This is a genomic window from Ruegeria atlantica, assembly GCF_001458195.1.
Lineage (GTDB): Bacteria > Pseudomonadota > Alphaproteobacteria > Rhodobacterales > Rhodobacteraceae > Ruegeria > Ruegeria atlantica.
Window position 1 is genome coordinate 18,065 of sequence record NZ_CYPU01000017.1, and the last position, 20,111, is coordinate 38,175.

At 57.9% G+C, this 20,111-nt stretch carries 19 protein-coding genes; 9 read left to right on the forward strand and 10 right to left on the reverse strand.

Annotation, left to right across the window (positions count from 1 at the left end; genetic code table 11):
- Positions 1-852 carry a bifunctional DNA-formamidopyrimidine glycosylase/DNA-(apurinic or apyrimidinic site) lyase gene (mutM, locus tag RUA4292_RS04430; RefSeq protein ID WP_058276504.1) on the reverse strand — a complete coding sequence of 284 codons (852 nt, stop codon included), beginning with the start codon at positions 850-852 and terminating at the stop codon, positions 1-3.
- A gap of 86 nt (positions 853-938) precedes the next feature.
- Here mutM and ubiE point away from each other — a divergent pair, with 86 nt between their 5' ends.
- Together ubiE and ubiB are read left to right on the forward strand one after the other, a co-directional pair.
- Complete coding sequence (gene ubiE, locus RUA4292_RS04435) at positions 939-1,691, forward strand: bifunctional demethylmenaquinone methyltransferase/2-methoxy-6-polyprenyl-1,4-benzoquinol methylase UbiE (protein WP_058272973.1); 753 nt, start codon at positions 939-941, stop codon at positions 1,689-1,691.
- On the forward strand, positions 1,691-3,220 hold the full coding sequence (ubiB, locus tag RUA4292_RS04440) for a 2-polyprenylphenol 6-hydroxylase (RefSeq protein ID WP_058276505.1): 1,530 nt from the start codon (positions 1,691-1,693) through the stop codon (positions 3,218-3,220). The genes ubiE and ubiB overlap by 1 nt, the downstream gene beginning before the upstream one ends.
- A gap of 95 nt (positions 3,221-3,315) precedes the next feature.
- On the opposite strand, the gene RUA4292_RS04445 is transcribed toward ubiB, so the two are convergent.
- The gene (locus RUA4292_RS04445) at positions 3,316-4,491 is read right to left on the reverse strand and encodes an acetyl-CoA C-acyltransferase family protein (protein WP_058276506.1); all 1,176 of its coding nucleotides are present in this window, start codon (positions 4,489-4,491) and stop codon (positions 3,316-3,318) included.
- A gap of 118 nt (positions 4,492-4,609) precedes the next feature.
- Here RUA4292_RS04445 and RUA4292_RS04450 point away from each other — a divergent pair, with 118 nt between their 5' ends.
- From RUA4292_RS04450 to RUA4292_RS04475, 6 genes are all read left to right on the forward strand, one after another.
- A complete protein-coding gene (locus RUA4292_RS04450; protein WP_058272976.1) occupies positions 4,610-5,173 on the forward strand; it encodes a helix-turn-helix domain-containing protein in 564 nt (187 codons plus the stop codon).
- A 109-nt stretch (positions 5,174-5,282) separates the two neighbouring features.
- A complete protein-coding gene (locus RUA4292_RS04455; protein ID WP_058276507.1) occupies positions 5,283-6,467 on the forward strand; it encodes a glycine C-acetyltransferase in 1,185 nt (394 codons plus the stop codon).
- A 14-nt stretch (positions 6,468-6,481) separates the two neighbouring features.
- Positions 6,482-7,510, forward strand: a complete 1,029-nt coding sequence (tdh, locus tag RUA4292_RS04460) for an L-threonine 3-dehydrogenase (protein WP_058276576.1) — start codon at positions 6,482-6,484, stop codon at positions 7,508-7,510.
- Between the two features lie 63 nt (positions 7,511-7,573).
- Positions 7,574-8,452, forward strand: a complete 879-nt coding sequence (locus tag RUA4292_RS04465) for a tryptophan 2,3-dioxygenase (RefSeq protein WP_058276508.1) — start codon at positions 7,574-7,576, stop codon at positions 8,450-8,452.
- 3 nt (positions 8,453-8,455) lie between these two features.
- Positions 8,456-9,283 (forward strand): alpha/beta hydrolase, encoded by an 828-nt coding sequence (locus RUA4292_RS04470; RefSeq protein ID WP_058276509.1) that lies wholly within the window; start codon positions 8,456-8,458, stop codon positions 9,281-9,283.
- Between the two features lie 266 nt (positions 9,284-9,549).
- Positions 9,550-10,536 carry a hypothetical protein gene (locus RUA4292_RS04475; RefSeq protein WP_058276510.1) on the forward strand — a complete coding sequence of 329 codons (987 nt, stop codon included), beginning with the start codon at positions 9,550-9,552 and terminating at the stop codon, positions 10,534-10,536.
- Positions 10,537-10,816: 280 nt separating this feature from the next.
- On the opposite strand, the gene infB is transcribed toward RUA4292_RS04475, so the two are convergent.
- The 8 genes from infB to pip form a co-directional block, all read right to left on the reverse strand.
- Positions 10,817-13,300 (reverse strand): translation initiation factor IF-2, encoded by a 2,484-nt coding sequence (gene infB, locus RUA4292_RS04480; RefSeq protein WP_058276511.1) that lies wholly within the window; start codon positions 13,298-13,300, stop codon positions 10,817-10,819.
- Between the two features lie 8 nt (positions 13,301-13,308).
- Entirely contained in the window at positions 13,309-13,932 is a 624-nt protein-coding gene (locus tag RUA4292_RS04485; RefSeq protein WP_058272981.1) for an RNA-binding protein, read from the reverse strand.
- Positions 13,933-13,954: 22 nt separating this feature from the next.
- Positions 13,955-15,562 (reverse strand): transcription termination factor NusA, encoded by a 1,608-nt coding sequence (nusA, locus tag RUA4292_RS04490; RefSeq protein WP_058276512.1) that lies wholly within the window; start codon positions 15,560-15,562, stop codon positions 13,955-13,957.
- Positions 15,562-16,152, reverse strand: a complete 591-nt coding sequence (gene rimP, locus RUA4292_RS04495) for a ribosome maturation factor RimP (protein ID WP_058276577.1) — start codon at positions 16,150-16,152, stop codon at positions 15,562-15,564. Before rimP ends, nusA begins: the two co-directional genes overlap by 1 nt.
- Before the next feature lie 164 nt (positions 16,153-16,316).
- A complete protein-coding gene (locus RUA4292_RS24710; protein WP_158506953.1) occupies positions 16,317-16,487 on the reverse strand; it encodes a hypothetical protein in 171 nt (56 codons plus the stop codon).
- A gap of 9 nt (positions 16,488-16,496) precedes the next feature.
- Positions 16,497-17,414, reverse strand: coding sequence for a hypothetical protein (locus tag RUA4292_RS04500; protein ID WP_058276513.1), 918 nt, complete (start codon positions 17,412-17,414; stop codon positions 16,497-16,499).
- 93 nt (positions 17,415-17,507) lie between these two features.
- The gene (locus RUA4292_RS04505) at positions 17,508-18,329 is read right to left on the reverse strand and encodes an ABC transporter substrate-binding protein (RefSeq protein WP_058276514.1); all 822 of its coding nucleotides are present in this window, start codon (positions 18,327-18,329) and stop codon (positions 17,508-17,510) included.
- Complete coding sequence (gene pip / locus RUA4292_RS04510) at positions 18,326-19,303, reverse strand: prolyl aminopeptidase (protein ID WP_058276515.1); 978 nt, start codon at positions 19,301-19,303, stop codon at positions 18,326-18,328. The genes RUA4292_RS04505 and pip overlap by 4 nt, the downstream gene beginning before the upstream one ends.
- A 48-nt stretch (positions 19,304-19,351) precedes the next feature.
- Between pip and ubiG the strand changes: the two genes are divergently transcribed.
- Positions 19,352-20,098, forward strand: a complete 747-nt coding sequence (ubiG, locus tag RUA4292_RS04515; protein WP_058276516.1) for a bifunctional 2-polyprenyl-6-hydroxyphenol methylase/3-demethylubiquinol 3-O-methyltransferase UbiG — start codon at positions 19,352-19,354, stop codon at positions 20,096-20,098.
- Positions 20,099-20,111 lie beyond the last annotated feature (13 nt).

Below are 20,111 nucleotides of genomic sequence, written 5' to 3' on the forward strand. Positions count from 1 at the left end.
CTATCTTTGGCATTGCGCACAGTAGAAGGATGAGCGACCGGACTGGGTGATTCTTTTGATTGGAGCCCCACAACCGTCAGTCCTGCAGGGTTCTCCCTCACGGCCATAGACGTCAAAGCTGTGCTGAAAATATCCAAGTTCTCCATCGGCTTGGCGGAAATCGCGTAGGGAAGATCCACCTGCTTCGATGGCGTCTTGCAATACCTTCCGGATGATCGGAACAAGTGCTGCGACTCGGGTCGCAGAAATTTGGCCGGCTTTGCGACGTGGCGACACTCCGGCTCGAAATAGCGCCTCGCACACGTAGATATTGCCCAGGCCGGCAACGATTCCCTGATCCAGCAGCGCCGATTTGATCGGAGTGTTCTTTCCCCGAAACGCATCGATCAGATGTTGTTCGTGAAAATCATTACCCAAAGGTTCAGGTCCGAGGACAGACAGCAGCTTGTGATCGTCCGCGGTTGCTGTCTGCAACAGGTCCATCGCACCGAACCGGCGCGGATCGTTGAACGTGACACGTGCGCCATTGGCCATGTGAAAGACCACATGGTCATGTTTTTGGGTTATCGGATGTTCATGCACGAATTGCCCAAGCGGATCGCCGGATACGGTCATCCGGCCTGACATGCCCAAATGAATCAACAAGGTTTCACCACTGCTGAGATCGGCAAGGATGTACTTTGACCGGCGGCGCAGTTGTTGAACCGTCTGCCCGGTCAACCGCTCGGCCATCCGTTCAGGGAAAGGCCAGCGCAGATCGGGGCGATTCACATCTGCCCGGTCGATCACCACGCCTTCCATCGCTGGGCTCAGGCCGCGTCTTACTGTCTCGACCTCGGGCAATTCCGGCATTACACGGCTCCTATTCCAAAGGGCCGCATTGTGCCCCGGTTCCAGAGCCCTATAACAGAGGCGAAATTCGAAAAACGGCAAGGCTAATGTCCGACAACAGCGACAAGACCACTCATTTTGGGTTCGAAACCGTACGTGAGGCTGAAAAGGCCGGGCGTGTACAGGGCGTGTTTAACTCGGTCGCCTCGAAATATGACGTGATGAACGATGTCATGTCGATGGGCATTCACCGGGTCTGGAAAGACGCGATGATGGACTGGCTTGCGCCGCGCCCAGGCCAGCGCCTGCTGGATGTCGCAGGTGGCACCGGAGATATCTCGTTCCGCTTTTTGAAACGCGCCGGCTATGGCCATGCTACCGTGCTGGACCTGACCGAACCGATGCTGGTCGAAGGCCGACAGCGCGCCGAGGCCGACCAGATGGCCGACAGCCTGAACTGGGTGGTCGGCGACGCGATGGCTCTGCCCTTCGACGACAACACATTCGACGTCTACACCATCTCGTTTGGTATCCGGAACGTGACCCGCCCGCAGGAGGCCCTGAACGAAGCATTCCGTGTGTTGAAACCCGGCGGCCGCCTGATGGTGCTGGAATTCAGTCAATTGCCTAATGACGGGCTGCAAAAGCTCTACGATCTCTACAGCTTTAACGTCATCCCCCGCATGGGGAAACTCATCGCCAATGACTACGACAGCTATCAATACTTGGTCGAATCGATCCGCAATTTCCCGGATCAGGAAACGTTTCTGGGCATGGTCCGTGCGGCCGGATTTGAAAATGCCAAGTACCGCAACCTGAGCATGGGCATCGCCGCGCTGCATTCCGGCTGGAAAATCTGATGCGGGGACCACACAACATCATTCGCCTGATCCGGACAGGCGCCACTCTTGAGCGCACAGGCGCCATGAACGTTGTGCTGGACGCGTTCGAGGCTCCGCGCGCAATCCGGTTTCTGGCGCATGCTTTGGGAAAACCGTTCCAATGGCTGGGTTACAAAGGCGATCCTGACATGCCCCCCGCCACAAGGGCGCTAACGGCGCTTGGACCGGCATACATCAAGTTTGGTCAGGTACTGTCGACCCGCCCCGATGTGGTCGGGGATGAGTTGGCCGAACAATTGCGCGTGCTGCAGGACAAGCTTCCCCCATTCTCCAAAGCCGAAGCCATGGCCGAGGTTGAAAAGGAACTGGGCCAGCCGGTTTCCGAAGTGTTCAGCGAATTCAGTGAACCCATCGCCGCGGCCTCGATTGCTCAGGTCCACAAGGCCAAGCTTGTTAGCACCCGCGAAGACGTCGCCGTCAAAGTTCTGCGCCCAAACATTGAACGCGCCTTCCACAAAGATGTAGACGCATTTTATTTCGCCGCACGCATCGTGCAGCTATTCGCCCCCGGTGCGCGCCGCCTGCGCCCGATGGAGGTGATCGAACATTTCGACGGCGTCGTACGCGGCGAGCTCGACCTGCGGCTGGAAAGCGCCGCCGCGTCGGAGTATGCGGCCAACACCAAGAACGACGCGGGCTTCTGGCTGCCCCCGGTCGTCTGGTCGCTGTCCGCCCGCCGTGTGATGACGCTCAGCTGGGCTGACGGCGTTCCGCTGGGCGAAAATGCCGCGCTGGACGCCGCCGGGCACGACCGCGGTGACTTGGCGGAACGTGTGTTGCGCCTGTTCCTGCTGCACGCGCTGCGTGACGGTTTCTTCCACGCTGACATGCATCAGGGCAACCTGAAGGTCGCGGCCAACGGGGACATTATTGCCTACGACTATGGCATCATGGGTCATATCGACGAATACACCCGCCGGGTTTATGCCGAGATCCTCTTTGGCTTTATTCGCCGCGACTACAAACGCGTGGCCGAAGTGCATTTCGAAGCTGGCTATGTCCCTGCCGACAGGGACGTCGACGAGTTTGCCCGCGCCCTGCGCGCGGTCGGAGAGCCTATCTTTGGCATGGATGCCACTCATATTTCGATGGGACGCCTGCTGAATTACCTGTTCGAGGTGACAGAACGGTTCGGCATGGAAACCCGCACGGAACTGATCCTGCTGCAACGGACAATGGTAGTCGTCGAAGGCGTGGCGCGGTCACTGGACTCGCGCATCAACATCTGGGAAGTCGCCCGCCCGGTTGTCGAAGATTACATCAAGCAATCCATCGGCCCCCGCGCAGCACTACGGGATTTTAGCAAAACCGCCATGGTGCTGGCCCGCTTCGGCCCGCGCCTGCCCGCTTTGGTGGAAAATGCGCTGATCGCGCAGACGCATAAGGACGACACTCAAAACAGAGGCCTATCGGCCGCCATTCTTCCGGCAACCATCGGCGCCGCTGCTGGCGCTGCAATTGTCCTGCTCCTAACAGCCTTCACCTAAGGCAAATCCGCCAGTTTCACCTGGCCAATATATCCTCGGGGGGAATCGCGCAAGCGCGATGGGGGGGCAGACAGCCCCCCTTTACCCGATCCGGATCAGATCCGCTCGAAGGCAATGGCGATACCCTGTCCGCCACCAATGCACATCGTGACCAGGCCCTTGGACCCGCCGATGCGTTCTAACTCGTACAACGCCTTAAGGGTGATGATCGCGCCTGTAGCGCCCACCGGGTGCCCCAAAGCAATTGCCCCCCCGTTCGGATTCACCTTGGCGGCATCCAGCCCCAGTTCTTTGTTTACGGCCAAGGCTTGCGACGCGAAGGCCTCGTTGCTTTCGATCACATCGAAATCCTCGATCGACAGGCCCGTACGCGCCATCAGGTTCTGAACGGCCGGAACCGGTCCGATCCCCATAACCTCGGGACGGACACCAGCGTGACCATATCCAAGAATGCGCGCCTTGGGTTTCAGACCCGCTTTCTCAGCTGCTTCAGCCGTAGCCAGAACCATCGCGGCGGCACCGTCGTTGATGCCGGACGCGTTTCCAGCCGTCACCCGACCGTCCTTCTTGAACGCCGGGCGCAATCCTGCCAGCGCCTCGGCCGAGGTCTGCTTGGGGTGTTCGTCGACCGTGAAATCGACCATGTCGCGTTTGACTTTGACCTGAACCGGCGCGATCTGGCTTTTGAAATAGCCGGCACCAATCGCCGCTGCCGAACGGGTCTGGCTGGCTAGGGCAAACTCATCCATTTGCTCACGCGTGATCTGATGTTCGTCTGCCACGTTCTCGGCTGTCACACCCATATGACCGGTGCCAAAGGGACAATTCAGGGCACCCAGCATCATATCGAGCGATTTAACATCCCCCATCTTCGCACCCCAGCGCGCCTGAGGAACGATGTAGGGGCTGCGCGACATGCTTTCGGCACCTCCGGCCACCGCAAATTCTGCATCACCCAACATCAGAGACTGCACAGCGGACACAATCGCCTGCGCTCCCGACCCGCACAGGCGGTTCACATTCATCGCAGGTGTTTCGTTCGGAATGCCCGCTTGTTTTGCAGCGGCGCGCGACAGGTACATATCGCGTGGCTCGGTGTTGATCACGTGGCCAAAAACAACGCTGCCGATCTGGGTCGGTTCGACCCCTGAACGTTCCATCGCCGCTTCCGTCACCACTGTCGCAAGATCAATCGGCGCGGTTGATGCCAGCGCCCCGCCAAACGTACCAATCGCGGTGCGGGCACCATCAAGAATCACGATGTCTTTCATGTCTCTACTCCTCCGGAATTTGACGGCACTATGCATCTGCGGCATCAGGCTGTCCCATGGAACGTACCGTCACAAGCAGAATTGACATATGACGGACAAACGCGCATGAGATTCCGTCATGACGGAAAACCCAGATGATATCCTGACACGCCTGCCCGCACGCCTGAAAGAGGCGCGCAGGGCCAAGGGCCTGTCGCTTGAAGCCGTGGCAAATCTTAGCGGCGTATCCAGATCGATGGTCAGTCAGATCGAGCGGGGCGAAAGCAGCCCGACGATCTCGACCCTGTGGAACCTGACCCGTGCGCTACAGGTGGATTTCGCGGGTCTTCTGGAGGAAGCGAACAGCACGAACCAGATCGAAGTCCTTAGGAAATCCGAGGTGCCCAGCATCGACAACATGGGCCAAAACTGCCGGATTCGAATTCTTTCACCGCCCGAGGAAGCCGGTGGTCACGAGGTCTACGATATTGAGTTTGACAAAGACGGCGCACTAAACAGCCAGCCTCACGCCCGTGGAGCCAGAGAACAGTTGACCGTGCTGGAAGGTGCCGTTCGTGTGACCTCCGGTACGGCTGTCAGTGATCTGCAGAAGGGTGATACCGCACGCTATGCGGCGGATGTCGCGCATTCGATTGTTGCCAACGGGGCAGCGCGGGTCTTCCTGATCGTTAAAAACGCCTGACACCTGCAAAATCCGTATTCGCGGAAATTTTTCCCGTATATTGTAATTCCCCTATTTGGGAATTATGTCCGCTATGTTAGATATGCGACTCAGACAAACGGAGACCGCCATGGCAGATGCATTCTTGTCCCACATTACGGACACCCTCGCGCAGATCGAAGCAGAAGGTCTGTATAAGCGCGAACGAATGATCACCTCGCCTCAGGGCGGTGAGATTACGGTGGGCGACCGGAAGGTCATCAACTTGTGCGCCAACAACTATCTTGGCCTGGCCGATCATCCTGCTTTGATCGAGGCAGCCAAAGGCGCGATGGAACCCAAGGGGTTCGGCATGGCGTCGGTCCGTTTCATCTGCGGTACGCAGGACATTCACCGTGAGTTGGAACAGAGGCTGGCCAAATTCCTGAACAAGGACGATTCGATCCTGTTCGCAGCTTGTTTCGATGCCAATGGCGGCCTCTTTGAGCCCTTGTTAGGGCCTGAAGACGCCATCATCTCAGACAGTCTGAACCACGCGTCGATCATCGACGGTGTGCGGTTGTGCAAAGCCAAGCGCTATCGGTACATGAACAATGACATGAACGATCTTGAGGCTTGGTTGAAACAAGCGCGTGAGGATGGTGCGCGGCACATCATGATCGCGACCGACGGCGTGTTCTCAATGGATGGCTATCTGGCCAACCTGCCAAAAATTCGCGAGCTGGCGGACAAATACGATGCGATCGTCATGGTGGATGACTGCCACGCCACCGGCTTCATGGGGCCAAGCGGGGCGGGGACGCCGGATCACTTCGGTGTCGACGTGGACGTTCTGACGGGAACCTTGGGCAAGGCACTTGGGGGGGCGATCGGCGGTTACATCGCCGGGCCGCAGCCAGTGATCGACCTGCTGCGGCAGCGGGCGCGGCCTTACCTGTTCTCAAACTCGCTGCCACCTTCCATCGTCGCCGCCGGATTGGAAGCAATCCGCCTGGTCGAAGAGGGCGACATGCTGCGCGCACAACTTTTTGGCAACGCGAAATACTGGCGTGCAGGATTGGAAAATCTGGGCTTTGACCTCCTGCCCGGTGAGCATCCAATTATCCCTGTCATGCTGGGCGAGGCGCAACTGGCGCAAGATATGGCGTCGCGCCTGTTCGACGAAGGCGTCTATGTCTCGGGCTTCTTTTTCCCAGTGGTCCCACGTGGTCAGGCACGGATTAGAACACAGATGAATACGGCTCTAACAAAGGACGAATTGGACCGTGCGCTGTCCGCCTTTGGCAAGGTCGGCAAAGAATTGGGAGTGATCTGATGCGCCCGAACACAATGAAAGCTTTGGAGAAATCCAAACCCGAAGAAGGCCTGTGGATGGTGCAGGCCCCTGTGCCCGAAATCGACACGGACGAGGTTCTGATCCGCATCAACAAGACCGGCATCTGCGGAACGGATATTCATATCTGGAACTGGGATGACTGGGCTGCAGCCACGGTGCCGATCCCGATGATCACGGGCCATGAATTCGCGGGCGAGATTGTTGAGATAGGGCGCAATGTAACGGGGCTTGAGATTGGCCAGCGCTGTTCTGGCGAAGGTCATCTGATCACAACCGACAGTCGCCAAAGCCGCGCGGGCAAATTCCATCTGGATCCTGGTACACGTGGCATTGGTGTGAATGAACAGGGGGCCTTTGCCCAATACCTGAAACTTCCTGCCTTCAACGTGGTACCCTTGCCTGAAGACGTCCCTGACGAAATCGGTGCCATCCTCGATCCTTTGGGCAACGCCGTTCATACTGCGCTCAGCTTCGACCTGCTGGGCGAAGACGTTCTGATCACGGGCGCAGGCCCTATCGGTATCATGGCAGCCGCTGTCGCCCGGCATGCAGGCGCACGGCATGTGGTGATAACCGATATCAACCCGGATCGGCTAAAGCTGGCTGAACACGTCGTGCCCACCGTGCGGTCCGTGGATGTCAGCAAGGAAGACCTGCAAGATGTCATAACCGAGCTTGGTATGCAGCAGGGGTTTGACGTTGGCTTGGAGATGTCCGGTTCGCAAGCCGCACTGGACCAGATGGTCGAGGCACTGGTGATGGGCGGCAAAATCGCCTTGCTGGGCATTCCCCCCGGCAAATCCCCAGTGGATTGGAGCCGTATCGTCTTCAAGGCCATCACCATCAAAGGTGTTTATGGGCGTGAAATGTTCGAAACATGGTACAAGATGATCGCCATGTTGCAGAACGGTCTGGACGTCAGCCGAGTCATTACGCACGAGATGAAGGTCGACGATTTCGCCGCAGGTTTTGACGCGATGAAATCAGGTCAGTCCGGCAAAGTTGTTCTGGACTGGACTTAACGCTCTGGAATTGCGCGGGGTCAGACCCTAAACAGGGGTGAACTCGGGCGTTTGGAGGAGCACATGGGCGACAAGGACCGGTATCTGGAACGCGGAATCGAGGACACTCTGGTCACCGATTTCGCGGAAACCCATCGCAAAAGCTATGGCGACTTCCTGCAGCTCAAGACCCTGTTGAACCTGCAAAAAACGTTTCAGGACCCTGCGCAGCCGGATGAAATGCTGTTCATCATAATCCATCAGGTCAGCGAGCTGTGGCTGAAACTGATGCATCACCAACTGGTCGAGGTGCGCCGGTTCCTGCAACAGGATGAATTCGGGCCTGCGATGAAGAACCTCGACCGGGTCAAGGCGATTCAGCGCCAGCTGATCTCGGCTTGGGAGACGTTGCTGACCATGACGCCGGCCGACTACATGACCTTCCGCGAGGCATTGGGCAGTTCGTCGGGCTTCCAAAGCTACGGCTATCGTCAGATCGAATTTATTCTGGGCAACAAAGATGCCTCGACCCTGAAGGTTCACGCACATGATCCCGAAGTGATGGCGATGCTAGACGCCGCACTGACGAAACCGTCCTTGTATGACGAGGTGCTGCATATGTTGTCCCGTCAGGGTTTCGATGTGCCCGATGATTTACTGAACCGGGACTATGCGCAGCCTTATTCCGGCGACAACCGCGTGGTGAAGATATGGGGGCAGGTTTTCCGCGATACGGACCAGTATTGGGACCTATACGCGCTAGCCGAAAAGCTGATGGACGTCGAATCCCTGTTCCAACGCTGGCGTTTTGACCATGTCACGGCTGTGGAACGTGTCATCGGCAACCAACCCGGCACGGGTGGATCCAGCGGCGTGTCCTTTCTGCGCAAGGCCCTGAATTTACGCTTCTTCCACGACCTCTACGATGTGCGCACCGAATTGATGTATGCGGGGCAGGAGTAGGCGATGCTGTATCGAGGGTTCTCTCAGGATGAGCTGGAGCGTGAATACGCCCCTAGTTCGATGATCGGTGGCGATCTGACACCCTATCTAGACAGCTATACCGCACTCAGCGCGCAGCACCGGGCGCGGATGGACGTGAAGGAAAACGTCGCCTATGGCGATTCGCCGGAGCAAGTGCTGGATTTCTTTCCCGCGAAAGGAGCAGGCGCGCCTCTGCACGTCTTTGTTCACGGCGGGTATTGGCAAGCGCTCAGCCAGCGCGAATCGGCGATGATGGCCCCCGCACTGATTGAGGCCGAGCAATCCTTTGCCACGTTGAATTACACGCTGGCCCCGGATTCGCGGCTGGATCAGATGGTCAACGAATGCCGCGATGCCCTGCTTTGGCTGGCAGAGAACGCGTTCAACCTGGGCTTTGATCCGTCGCGGATCACGCTATCGGGACACAGTGCTGGCGCGCATCTGGTGGCCATGGTCATGGCGACCTCGGCGGATGCGTTGGCCCGCGCGGGATTGCGCGTGCGCGATGTTATTCTGATCAGCGGCGTCTATGATCTGGAACCGATCAGCCTGACCTCGGTGAACGACCCGCTGCAGTTGACCCCGGTCGAGGTGCACGATCTGTCCCCGATCCTGCACCTGCCACCCCCCGGTCCTCGCTATCACGTGACAGTGGCGGAACGGGACACGCCGGAATTCATCCGCCAAAGTCGCGATTATGCGGAAGCCCTGCGCAAAGGCGGGCATTCGGTCAGTTTCGATTTGCTAAAGGGCATGCAGCACTTCGATATTATCATGCATCGAGGGACGTTTTTGCCGGCAAATCGGTAGTCATAGGCATTGAAAATCAACTGATTTGGTATTTTCCCCGGAAATTAACACGAGCATTACAAACCTTACCTTTGTGGCCAAGGTTCGAACGCCCGGTTCGAGATCAAAGTGCTCAATCCCGGGCTTAGTTCCAATGTCGGGTTTAGTTATCTCTGCTTGCCAAAACTCACACCGATAGCTTTGGTTCGAAGGTCGTTAGAAAGTCCTGCTCGCCACACTGGGAAAGTGACCCCCGTGACCCGGAAATGGGTCAAAGTTTCGCCCGAATGCTGACACAAGCTGTCAACGATGTGGTTCTGGGCCGAAACTCTATGATTCTGAAACGCTTCTTTCGCTACCTCCTTTCCGCGGTAGTCGCGTTTATCGCCGTGGCAATTCTCATCGCGGTGGTTTGGATTGGCTATTTTGCGTATTTGGTGTTTACCGCTCCGACGCACATTGAGAGGGTCGAGGCTGAGCGGGCAGAGAAAATCCGCAGGAAAGCCGAGGAATGGACGAATTTCTGCGCGCAGTACGACTGCTATGACATACCAGAAGGATATGTCGTAAAGAACATCGGGCAGGAGACCCTAAACCTAATCCACTATGCCCAGCCGGTTACCGGAGACACCTGTCGGTTAACGACTGATAGCTATGATGAAACCGAATACTTAGACGGCAAGGTGCTCCGTGGGGCGGCTTTGAACCATCGCGCGAACCCCTATTTTGTCAAGTGTGCAGATCGCACCAAGCCCTTTACCAGATGGGAAGATTACATTGTTTTCTACAGAGGGCAGTTTGGGTCTGAAGAACTTAATCGTAATAACGTCTTTCGTGAGGTTTTGGGCCCGGCGTGGTTTTGGGAGGGTGGCCCCAAACCCACCTATGCCTCGCTGCGCGCGTTCTTGCGTCCCGCTTCGCAAGACTTCGATATTAGTGGCCACAGCTCACTTGAGAACCAGCGCCGTGTTTACTTGTCAAAATCCCGTATGTTTCAGGGTCGATATGTCGTGCTGTTCTGTAATGACAGGTGCGACATGCAAACCGTCAGCTTTGCGGAGGATGAAGGCTTGAATACGCTCCATTTCAAACAGCTGATTCAATTCTCTTTGCGTGGTTGGGATTGCAGCGTCTTCACCAATGGCGCGTTCACCGAACTATGGAAGTGTGGCCCCCCGATGGAGGATCACCTCGACTCCATGGCGAACTACATTCGCTTTCTAGATCAGGCTGTAGACGCGGCGCGCCGCCGACCGCTTCCGAAGTTGCAATAGGGTGTTTGCATTTCGATCCACTGGATAGGATCGTTTGAACAACCCTAAAATGTGTTACCTTCAAGATCGGTCGTTCATTTTCTTCGAGCGAACGACAGCATTGTTCACATAGCCGACCTTGAAGTCAGACTCATCTCATAATTAGGGCAGGATTGTAAAACGCACCGTACTGACTGGATTCAGAGAATCTCAAACGCACAATCAAAGGCTTGCAATCATTCACAAAAATAAAACAGCGACCCGAGTGAGCCGCTGTTTTCTGTTTTACTGTACTACCGGATCAATCCAGCGTCCGGGTGACCTCTTCGCGTTCGAAGATTTCGATCACGTCGCCTGCACGGATATCGTCGTAATTCTCGAACGCCATACCGCATTCCTGACCCGACTGGACCTCGGCCACTTCGTCCTTGAAGCGTTTGAGCGTCTTCAGCGTGCCTTCGTGGATCACCACGTTGTCGCGCAGCAGGCGGACACCTGCGGAACGACGCGCCACGCCTTCGGTGACCAGACAGCCAGCAACCTTGCCGACGCCTGTAACCTTGAAGACTTCGCGGATCTCGGCGTAACCGATGAACTTTTCGCGAATCTCGGCGCTCAGCAGGCCGGATGCGGCGGCTTTCACGTCGTCCACAAGGTCATAGATTACCGAGTAGTAGCGGATTTCCACGCCCTTCTGGTTCGCGGTGTTCCGCGCCGACGCATTGGCACGCACGTTGAAGCCCAGGATCGGCGCACCGGATGCTTCGGCAAGGCCGACATCGGTTTCGGTAATCGCACCTACGCCCGAGTGCAGCACGCGCACGCGTACCTCGTCGTTGCCGATCTTATCCATCGCCTGAACGATGGCCTCAGCCGAGCCCTGAACGTCTGCTTTCATCAGAATTGGCAGTTCGTTGACGTTCTCGTCTTCCTTGGCCTTCTGCATCAGCTGCTCAAGGGTCGTTGCGGCGCCAGCGGCGGCACGTTTGTCCTTGGCGGCCTGTTCGCGGTATTCCGCGATCTCGCGGGCCTGTGCTTCGGTCTCGGTCACGTTCAGAACGTCGCCAGCCTCAGGCGTGCCGTTTAGACCCAGAACCTCGACAGGAACCGAGGGGCCAGCTTCCTTGACGCGTTCACCCTTGTCGTTGATCAGCGCACGGACTTTACCGTATTGCTCACCCACGACGAAGATATCGCCCTGACGCAGCGTGCCGTTCTGAACCAGAACAGTGGCGACGGGGCCGCGACCCACGTCCAGCTGCGCCTCGATCACGGCACCCTGGGCGGCGCGATTCGGGTTGGCTTTCAGCTCAAGAATCTCGGATTGCAGCGCGATGGCTTCCAGCAGCTCATCCAGACCCTGACCGGTGATGGCAGAGACTTCCACGTCCTGAACTTCACCCGACATTTTCTCGACGATGACTTCGTGCTGCAGCAGGTCGGTGCGCACCTTGTCCGGGTTCGCGCCCGGCTTGTCGACCTTGTTGATCGCCACGATCATCGGCACTCCGGCCGCTTTCGCGTGGTTGATCGCTTCGATGGTCTGCGGCATCACCGCGTCATCGGCGGCAACAACCAGAACCACGATATCGGTGACCTGAGCACCGCGCGAGCGCATCGAGGTAAAGGCCGCGTGACCGGGCGTATCCAGGAAAGACAGCGTGGTGCCGCTATCGGTTGTCACCTGATAGGCACCGATGTGCTGGGTGATGCCACCCGCTTCGCCTGCCACAACCCGCGCATCGCGGATCGCATCCAGAAGCGATGTTTTGCCGTGGTCAACGTGACCCATGATGGTGATGACCGGTGGGCGCGATTTCAGATCTTTGTCGTCGTCTTCGACCTCTTTGATGACGTCCTCGACATCCGAATCAGAGACACGGGTCACTTTGTGACCGAATTCTTCGATGATCAGTTCAGCGGTATCGGCATCAATGGTCTGGTTCTGCGTGACCATCATGCCCATGTTCATCAGCGATTTGACAACGTCTGCCACACGCTCGGCCATACGGTTGGCCAGCTCTGACACCGTGATCGCCTCGGGCAGCTGTACGTCGCGGATTACCTTTTCGCGCTCGACCGTACCACCCATGGCTTTCTGACGCGCCCGCTCCTGCTTGCGCTTCATCGCCGCCATAGAGCGGTGTCGATTACCTTCGCCGCCCGTGGCCTGACCCAGTGTCAGCTTGCCGGACCGGCGGTTGTCATCACGGCCTTTGCCACGATTGCCGCGCTGTTCACGCTCGCGATCGTTTTTCCGCGGCGTTGCAGCCGGTGCTGGCTTGTTCGCCGGGCTGCGCGGAGCAGCCGCCTTGGGCTCTGCCGGAGCAGCCGGAGCGGCAGCGCGTTGGGCCGCAATTTCAGCCTCTTTGCGCTTGCGATCTTCTTCTTCGGCCTTGGCACGTGCACGTTCTTCGGCCTCACGCTGTTCGCGTTCCTTAGCCTCTTGCTCCGCACGACGACGGGCGCGTTCTTCTTCACGCGCTTTTTCAGCTGCCTCGCGGGCGGCGGCCTCTTCGACCTCGCGGGCCTTCGCGGCCTGCAGCGCCTTCATCCGGCGGGCCATCTCCGCATCGGAAATCCCGGCAGGGCGGCGCGACGGATCACCCGAGGGCGTTGCTCCGCCACCCGGCTTGCCGGCACCCGGCTTGGGAACCACCACGCGCTTGCGTTTGGTCTCCACCACGACATTCTTGGTACGTCCGTGGCTGAAACTTTGTTTCACATTTCCGGGGCGTGCCCCGCCACGAAGACCCAATGTCTTTTTGCCGTCATTATCGCTCATAAAGCTTCTTACCCTTCCGCGCGGCCCCTGCCGCCGTCATCCGTTTCGCGCAAGCCACGCAGGCGCTGCGCTTCCTCTACAACACGTTTGGCGAGTCCGCCAGAGGCGAGCGCCGCATGAATCACGGTTTGGCGCCCAAATGCCTGTCCCAGCTCGTCCGCCGTCAGCCAGCCGATGTATGTTCCGAAGTGCGGCGTGCTCAGTTTCGACTTGCCGCGCCCTGATCCATCAGAGGCTTGTATCAGTACCTGGGCCTCTTCCCGGTCCAGCCACGTCTTGACCTTTTCGTAACCGGCGATCGCATCACCGGATTTGCGCGCAAGGCTCACCAACTCGATCACACGGCGCGCAATCTGACGCTCAACTTCATCCGCGAGATCGTTGGGCACACTGACTTGCGCCTTGAAACCACGTGCAAACAGCTTTTTGCCCACGGCCTTGTCCAGCGCGCTGCGATCCGCCGCGACATAGACGCCACGTCCCGGCAGTTTTGCCGCGACATCCGGAAAGACCTGACCATCCGGCCCCGTCACAAAGCGGATTAACCCATATTTAGGTTGAACCTCGCCCGTGGCGATGCACTTGCGTTCAGGTCCTTCGGACCGATCCTTATGGACGCCACCGCGACCCATTTGCGCCACCCGAAGCCTGAGATCAGGCCTCGGCCTCCTCTTCGGTAACTTCTTCTTCGGCCTGCTCCAACTCAGCAGGATCGACCCAGCCCAGCATGATCCGAGCGGTCATGACCAGATCCTGCGCCTCTTCCAGCGTTACACCGAAAGGTTCCAGAACACCGTCATCTTTGATTCGCTGGCCGTCGACCGTGGTCCAACCACCGGCCAGTTCCCAGTCAGCGCAGGTGGCGAAGTCTTCCAGATTCTTCACATCGTCCTTGGCCAGCGCTTCAACCATCTGGGGTGTCAGGCCTTCGAATTCAATAAGACTGTCTTCGGCACCCAACGCGCGGGCACTTTCCAACGCAGCCTTGGCCTGTGCTTCCAGATATTCGCGCGCCCGTGTTTGCAGCTCTTGCGCGGTACCTTCGTCAACACCGTCGATCACCAGCAGTTCTTCGATTTCCACATAGGCTACCTCTTCGAGGTTGGTGAAGCCTTCGGATACCAGCAACTGGGCAAAGAACTCATCCAGATCCAGGCTGTCCATGAACAGCTGGGTGCGGGCTTCGAATTCTTTCTGACGACGCGCCGATTCTTCGGCCTCGGTCATGATGTCGATATCCAGATTGGTCAGCTGGCTGGCCAGACGCACGTTCTGACCGCGGCGACCGATGGCCAGCGAAAGCTGTTCCTCGGGAACCACAACCTCGATTTTTCCGGCTTCTTCATCCAGAACCACCTTGGAAACCTCAGCAGGCTGCAGCGCGTTCACCAGGAAGGTCGGTTGATCTTCGTTCCACGGGATGATGTCGATCTTTTCACCCTGCAGCTCGTTTACAACGGCCTGCACGCGGCTGCCGCGCATACCAACGCAAGCACCAACAGGATCGATCGAACCGTCATAGGAAATCACGGCGATCTTGGCACGCGAACCGGGGTCACGGGCAACAGCTTTGACCTCGATGATGCCGTCATAAATTTCCGGCACTTCCATCTTGAACAGCTCAGCCATGAATTCCGGCGCGGTGCGCGACAGGAAGATCTGGTGGCCACGAACTTCGCGGCGCACTTCCTTGATATAGGCACGCACACGGTCATTCGGACGATAGCTTTCGCGACCGATCTTGTCGTTGCGACGCAGAACGGCCTCGGCACCGCCCAGATCCACGATGACATTGCCAAACTCTTCGCGCTTGACCGCACCGTTGATGATAGTGCCTGCACGATCCTTGAAATCTTCGTACTGACGGTCACGCTCGGCTTCGCGGACCTTCTGCAGGATCACCTGCTTTGCGGATTGTGCCGCGATACGGCCCATTTCAACCGGCGGCACTTCTTCAACGAAGACATCACCAACCGAAGGCGTTTCCATATATTGTTTGGCCTGCTCGACGGTCATCTCGGCCTGATAGTTTTCCAGCTCTTCATCCTCGACCACGGTGCGAACGCGGGTGAATGTCGCTTTGCCGGTCTTGCGATCGATGCTGACGCGGATGTCCATCTCGGCGCCGTAACGGCTCTTGGCGGCACGGGCGAGCGATTCTTCCATCGCTTCGACAACCAGACCGGGGTCGATCATCTTTTCGCGGGCCACGGCCTCGGCGGTCTGCAGCAGCTCCAGCTGGTTGGCTGAGGTGATTGCCATCAGTTCGTCTCCTCTTCGGACCCTTCGGTCTCAATCTCGTCGAAAGCGTTTTCGTTCAGGGCACCGGCGTCTTTGCGCTGGCGCAGCATTTCCTTGATCAGGTCATCGGTCAGGACCAGCTTGGCATCGCTTAGCCAGTCGAATTGCAGTCCGATGGTGATCGTCTCGTCCCCCTCGGCGAGATTGATCAAGACCTCATCGCCCTCGATCCCGGCCAGCTCACCCTTAAAACGGCGGCGTCCGTCGATCAGTTCGGCGGTTTCGATCTTGGCCTCATATCCTTCGAACGCCTCAAAATCCTTAAGACGGGTCAGGGGGCGGTCGATGCCGGGGCTGGACACTTCCAGCGCATAGGCGTCAAGGATCGGATCCTCGACATCCAACGTGGCGCTGACCGCGTTCGAGATTTCTGCGCAATCATCCACTTCGATACCGCCATCTGGCTTGTCAGCCATGATCTGCAGCGTGGTCTGTTTGCCGCTCATCAGGCGGATACGCACAAGTTCATACCCCAGATCCTCGATCACGGGGGTGATGATCTCGGCCAGTCGCCGGTCGATGGCTGCTTTGGCTATCAGGTCATTTGTCATCTGGTACTCTACCCTGTCAGTCGGGCACAAAAAAACGGGCGCGCGGCCCGTCGATCTTTTCCGGTGGAGCCCCGGACCGAAGCCCGACACGCCGCTGTTAACGGCCATATAGCCAAGCGACTGCAAGATTGCAAGCCCAAGCGCCAGGATGGGCAATCACAATATCAGTCTGACAGAATCCACTCGCCATTTTCACAAAGGTAAGGACCAACGCGGTCCCCGTCTTCGTAGACCTCGCCGTCAAACAGGCATTGACGTCCCTGGGCATGTGCCACGCCTGACAGAGCGAAGGTCGCAAGTGCAATAGTGGCAGCCAGAACAGCAAATTTTTTCATTGAATGCTCCTATTCCGCTGAAGATGCAAAAAGCGCAGGCTGCGTGTTGCGCGGGTAAATAATCACCGAAAGAGTGCCCCTGCCCTGAAACTGCTCGGCACTCGCCGTCCGCGGTGGGAAGAGTTGATCAAAGGCCACCCGGTTCAGCCCCAGCTTCATTTCCGAACCCGACAAAAACTCGAACGGTGTCCGCGCGGCGCAGGCATGAAAAACAGGATCTTGCCGCACCGTGAACTGACGCATGATATTGGATGACCCCCCGGTCGGTTTGATCAGGACGGTAATCCCCGGTTTCAAAAAACTGTCGGGGCAAGTGTACACCATCGGTTTTTCGGTCCCATTTGCGTCATGCAACAACACGCCCTCGGCCGTTACCTCGTGCTTGAAGGGGCTGAACACGGTCTCTTGCTGAATGAAGTTGGTGTAAAGCGTCGCAAATAGCTGGCTGTCACCACGTGGTTCGGACTTTATACCCTCGTACAGATCAGCGATCGCCTGCCACATCCGTGAATCCGCCCCACGCAATGTTCCGGGCAGCGAAAACGGACCTTCCAGATCATACAGAACGTCGCGCAGCCCGGCCGACAGGGGATCCTCCTTTTCCAGCCCTCTAATCTCGTGAACCAGATCCGAATCGTTCAACGCATAGTAACCATGCGACTTCAGCGTACGGGTCAGAGCCCGCATATCGGACAGTTTCCGCGCTGTCGTCTCTGCACTATCTTCGGGGCTCGCCTCTACGGCCTCAAAACCCTTGTCCAGCAACTGAGTCAGAGACTGCCCTTCGCGGGCATCCAGCTCTATCGTTCCGTTTTTGCTGACTTTTACGGTAACGTCTTTACCTGATTTCAAGGCAAACACCGCAACAACCGCCAATGCTACGGACAAAATAGAGATTGATATATTCTTTAAACCTTCAACCCTCATGGGAATTCTCCCACTTTCGAAACAATTAAGCTAATACAGCGCGTACAATAGCAAAATTATGCACAAAGTAGAAGTCAGGCGAATTTTCGGCGTTTAAATCAACCACCAACGCTCGGCAATGCGGCCGTCGTCCAGGGGGCGATCCGTTCCGATCTGACGGGGCATGCCGACATGCCCTGCAACAGCCAGCGCCATATCGGATTCGCTTGGAAAAAAGCGCAATCCGCGGTGCGGGCTGAACCCTTCGCCCTGCGGCAGTGCCGCGATATCCACAAATCCGTCTCGCAGTGCCTCGGTACGCACGCGAGCGTCGGGAATCACGATAACTTCCAGGGTTTCGGCCCAGCCAGCCAATCCATCCTTGTAGTGGCCCGCCACACGGCGCCCAAGGAAATGACGATCATCCTCCGCCCGTTCAACTCGGTAGCATCCGGTGCCGTTCGCCGCCTGCAAGGGCGTGACACCTTGCCCGTTGCGCGAAATGACGAACCTGCTGTCGGCCAAAAGGAAGGGTAGACCCGGGTTGGCCTGAGCCAACTCCAGACGCACGCGATTATCTGACAAGGCGTCGACCTGCCCGACATCGCCCAGAACCGCCATCACATCCCTTACATCAAGGACCGCGCCATCGTGAAAACGAGCGTTCTCGCGCAGATCAAAGCTCCAGATGCGGGCTTGGGAATCAGTTTGCCAACCGGTCGCAAGCTCTCCGCGCAGGGTTCCGTCGGGTGCAATCTCGGTCAGGGTGTCGAACACGGCCCCACGGGCAACCTGCTCCAAACTGTCATCGCGGGGCACGGCAAGGCGCAGCGTACCACCCACTTTGGGCGTATCGGCTAAAGACGCACCGGTCGCCGCAAGCAGAGCGGCAGCAGCACCGGAAGCAAACAGAGCACGACGGTCGATGCGGGTCATACTGCGCCCTCCGCCACGCGGTCCATGATGCGAACCAATTCCGCGCTAATTCCGGGTTCGGACAGCGCATGCCCGGCCTGGCGCACCATCTTCAGCTCGGCATTGGGCCACAGCTGGGCAAGGTTCCACGCGGCCTGAGGCGGACAGATCATGTCATACCGACCCTGCACGATATGGCCGGGGATATGTGCGATTCTGTCCATCTGGTCCAGAATCTGCCCGTCCTGTTCAAGGAACGCCCGGTTGATGAAATAGTGATTCTCAAGCCGCGCAAAGGCGCGCGCGTATTCCCCCGGGCTTTCCCCAGTTGCGCCATGCGAATGGATCGAAGCCAGCGCGTTTTCCCAACTGGACCAGGCGCGCGCATACAGAATCTCGGTCGCGCGATCACCCGAGAACAGGCGTTTGTTATATGCGCCGATCGTGTCGCTTAGTTCACTTTCCGACAGCAGAGCGGTGAACTTCGCCCATTGCTCGGGCCAAAATTTGCCCGCGCCACCACCATAAAACCAGTCCAGCTCGGCCTGCGTCGCAAGGAACACACCGCGCAGCACCAGGCGATTGACCCGATCCGGATGGGACTGCGCATAGACCAGCGCAAGCGTTGCCCCCCAGCTGCCGCCAAAGACAATCCAGTCGTCGATATCCAGCAGGGTTCTCAGACGTTCGATATCGTCCACCAGATGCCAAGTGGTGTTGTCCGTGACCGAGGCATGCGGGCGTGACCGTCCGCATCCGCGCTGATCAAACAGAATCACCCGGTAAACGTCCGGATCAAAATAGCGCCGCATCGCGGGGCTGCAGCCACCGCCCGGGCCTCCGTGCAGAATCACCACCGGAATGCCGTTGGGATTGCCGCATTGTTCCATATAGATACGGTGTCCGTCGCCCACATCGACCGTACGCTGATCGAAAGGATCGATCGGCGGGTACAGATATTGAACTGCGCGCTTTTGGTCCGGGTACTTGTCCATTATGGCCCTATATAGTCCTTAAGCGTAAAAGAGCATACGGAGACAGGAATGCAAGCGCATCCGAACACGGTTGACCCTTCTGAGATCGCAAAATTCGAAGCGATGGCCGCAGAATGGTGGGATCCGCATGGAAAATTCAAACCACTGCACATGCTCAACCCCTGTCGGCTGGATTATATCACACAGCAGATCGCGGGCGAATTCGATCGCGATTTGAAGTCGCCAAAGCCGTTCGAGGGCCTGCGTTTGCTGGATATCGGCTGCGGCGGCGGGTTGCTGAGCGAACCGATGGCCCGCCTTGGGGCCGAAGTGGTCGGAGCGGATGCCGCCGAAGGCAACCTGCCCGTCGCGCGCATCCATGCGGAACAATCCAGGCTGGACATCGACTACCGCCACACCACCGCCGAGGACATGGCCGCTGCAGGCGAACAGTTCGACGTGGTGCTGAACATGGAAGTGGTCGAGCATGTGGCCGATCCTGCAGGTTTCCTGACCGCATCGCAGCAATTGCTGAAGCCGGGCGGCTTGCTGATCTGCTCGACCATCAATCGCAATCCAAAATCCTATGCGATGGCCATCTTTGGGGCCGAAGTCGTCATGCGCTGGCTGCCACGCGGCACGCATGAGTGGACCAAGTTTATCACCCCCGATGAGCTGTTCGACCTGCTGCGTCGGGCTGGACTAGAACCGGTGGATCGCAAAGGGTTCGTGTTCAACCCGATCCTGTGGAGCTGGTCGATCTCGGACCGGGACTTAAGCGTGAATTATGTGACGGCGAGCGTTAAGCTGAGGTAGGATGGGTGCAAGC

Bases quoted from the DNA above. Each gene is read 5' to 3' on its own strand.
- mutM (WP_058276504.1), bottom strand. From the start codon at position 852: ATGCCGGAATTGCCCGAGGTCGAGACAGTAAGACGCGGCCTGAGCCCA.
- ubiE (WP_058272973.1), top strand. From the start codon at position 939: ATGTCCGACAACAGCGACAAGACCACTCATTTTGGGTTCGAAACCGTA.
- ubiB (WP_058276505.1), top strand. From the start codon at position 1,691: ATGCGGGGACCACACAACATCATTCGCCTGATCCGGACAGGCGCCACT.
- RUA4292_RS04445 (WP_058276506.1), bottom strand. From the start codon at position 4,491: ATGAAAGACATCGTGATTCTTGATGGTGCCCGCACCGCGATTGGTACG.
- RUA4292_RS04450 (WP_058272976.1), top strand. From the start codon at position 4,610: ATGACGGAAAACCCAGATGATATCCTGACACGCCTGCCCGCACGCCTG.
- RUA4292_RS04455 (WP_058276507.1), top strand. From the start codon at position 5,283: ATGGCAGATGCATTCTTGTCCCACATTACGGACACCCTCGCGCAGATC.
- tdh (WP_058276576.1), top strand. From the start codon at position 6,482: ATGAAAGCTTTGGAGAAATCCAAACCCGAAGAAGGCCTGTGGATGGTG.
- RUA4292_RS04465 (WP_058276508.1), top strand. From the start codon at position 7,574: ATGGGCGACAAGGACCGGTATCTGGAACGCGGAATCGAGGACACTCTG.
- RUA4292_RS04470 (WP_058276509.1), top strand. From the start codon at position 8,456: ATGCTGTATCGAGGGTTCTCTCAGGATGAGCTGGAGCGTGAATACGCC.
- RUA4292_RS04475 (WP_058276510.1), top strand. From the start codon at position 9,550: ATGCTGACACAAGCTGTCAACGATGTGGTTCTGGGCCGAAACTCTATG.
- infB (WP_058276511.1), bottom strand. From the start codon at position 13,300: ATGAGCGATAATGACGGCAAAAAGACATTGGGTCTTCGTGGCGGGGCA.
- RUA4292_RS04485 (WP_058272981.1), bottom strand. From the start codon at position 13,932: ATGGGTCGCGGTGGCGTCCATAAGGATCGGTCCGAAGGACCTGAACGC.
- nusA (WP_058276512.1), bottom strand. From the start codon at position 15,562: ATGGCAATCACCTCAGCCAACCAGCTGGAGCTGCTGCAGACCGCCGAG.
- rimP (WP_058276577.1), bottom strand. From the start codon at position 16,152: ATGACAAATGACCTGATAGCCAAAGCAGCCATCGACCGGCGACTGGCC.
- RUA4292_RS24710 (WP_158506953.1), bottom strand. From the start codon at position 16,487: ATGAAAAAATTTGCTGTTCTGGCTGCCACTATTGCACTTGCGACCTTC.
- RUA4292_RS04500 (WP_058276513.1), bottom strand. From the start codon at position 17,414: ATGAGGGTTGAAGGTTTAAAGAATATATCAATCTCTATTTTGTCCGTA.
- RUA4292_RS04505 (WP_058276514.1), bottom strand. From the start codon at position 18,329: ATGACCCGCATCGACCGTCGTGCTCTGTTTGCTTCCGGTGCTGCTGCC.
- pip (WP_058276515.1), bottom strand. From the start codon at position 19,303: ATGGACAAGTACCCGGACCAAAAGCGCGCAGTTCAATATCTGTACCCG.
- ubiG (WP_058276516.1), top strand. From the start codon at position 19,352: ATGCAAGCGCATCCGAACACGGTTGACCCTTCTGAGATCGCAAAATTC.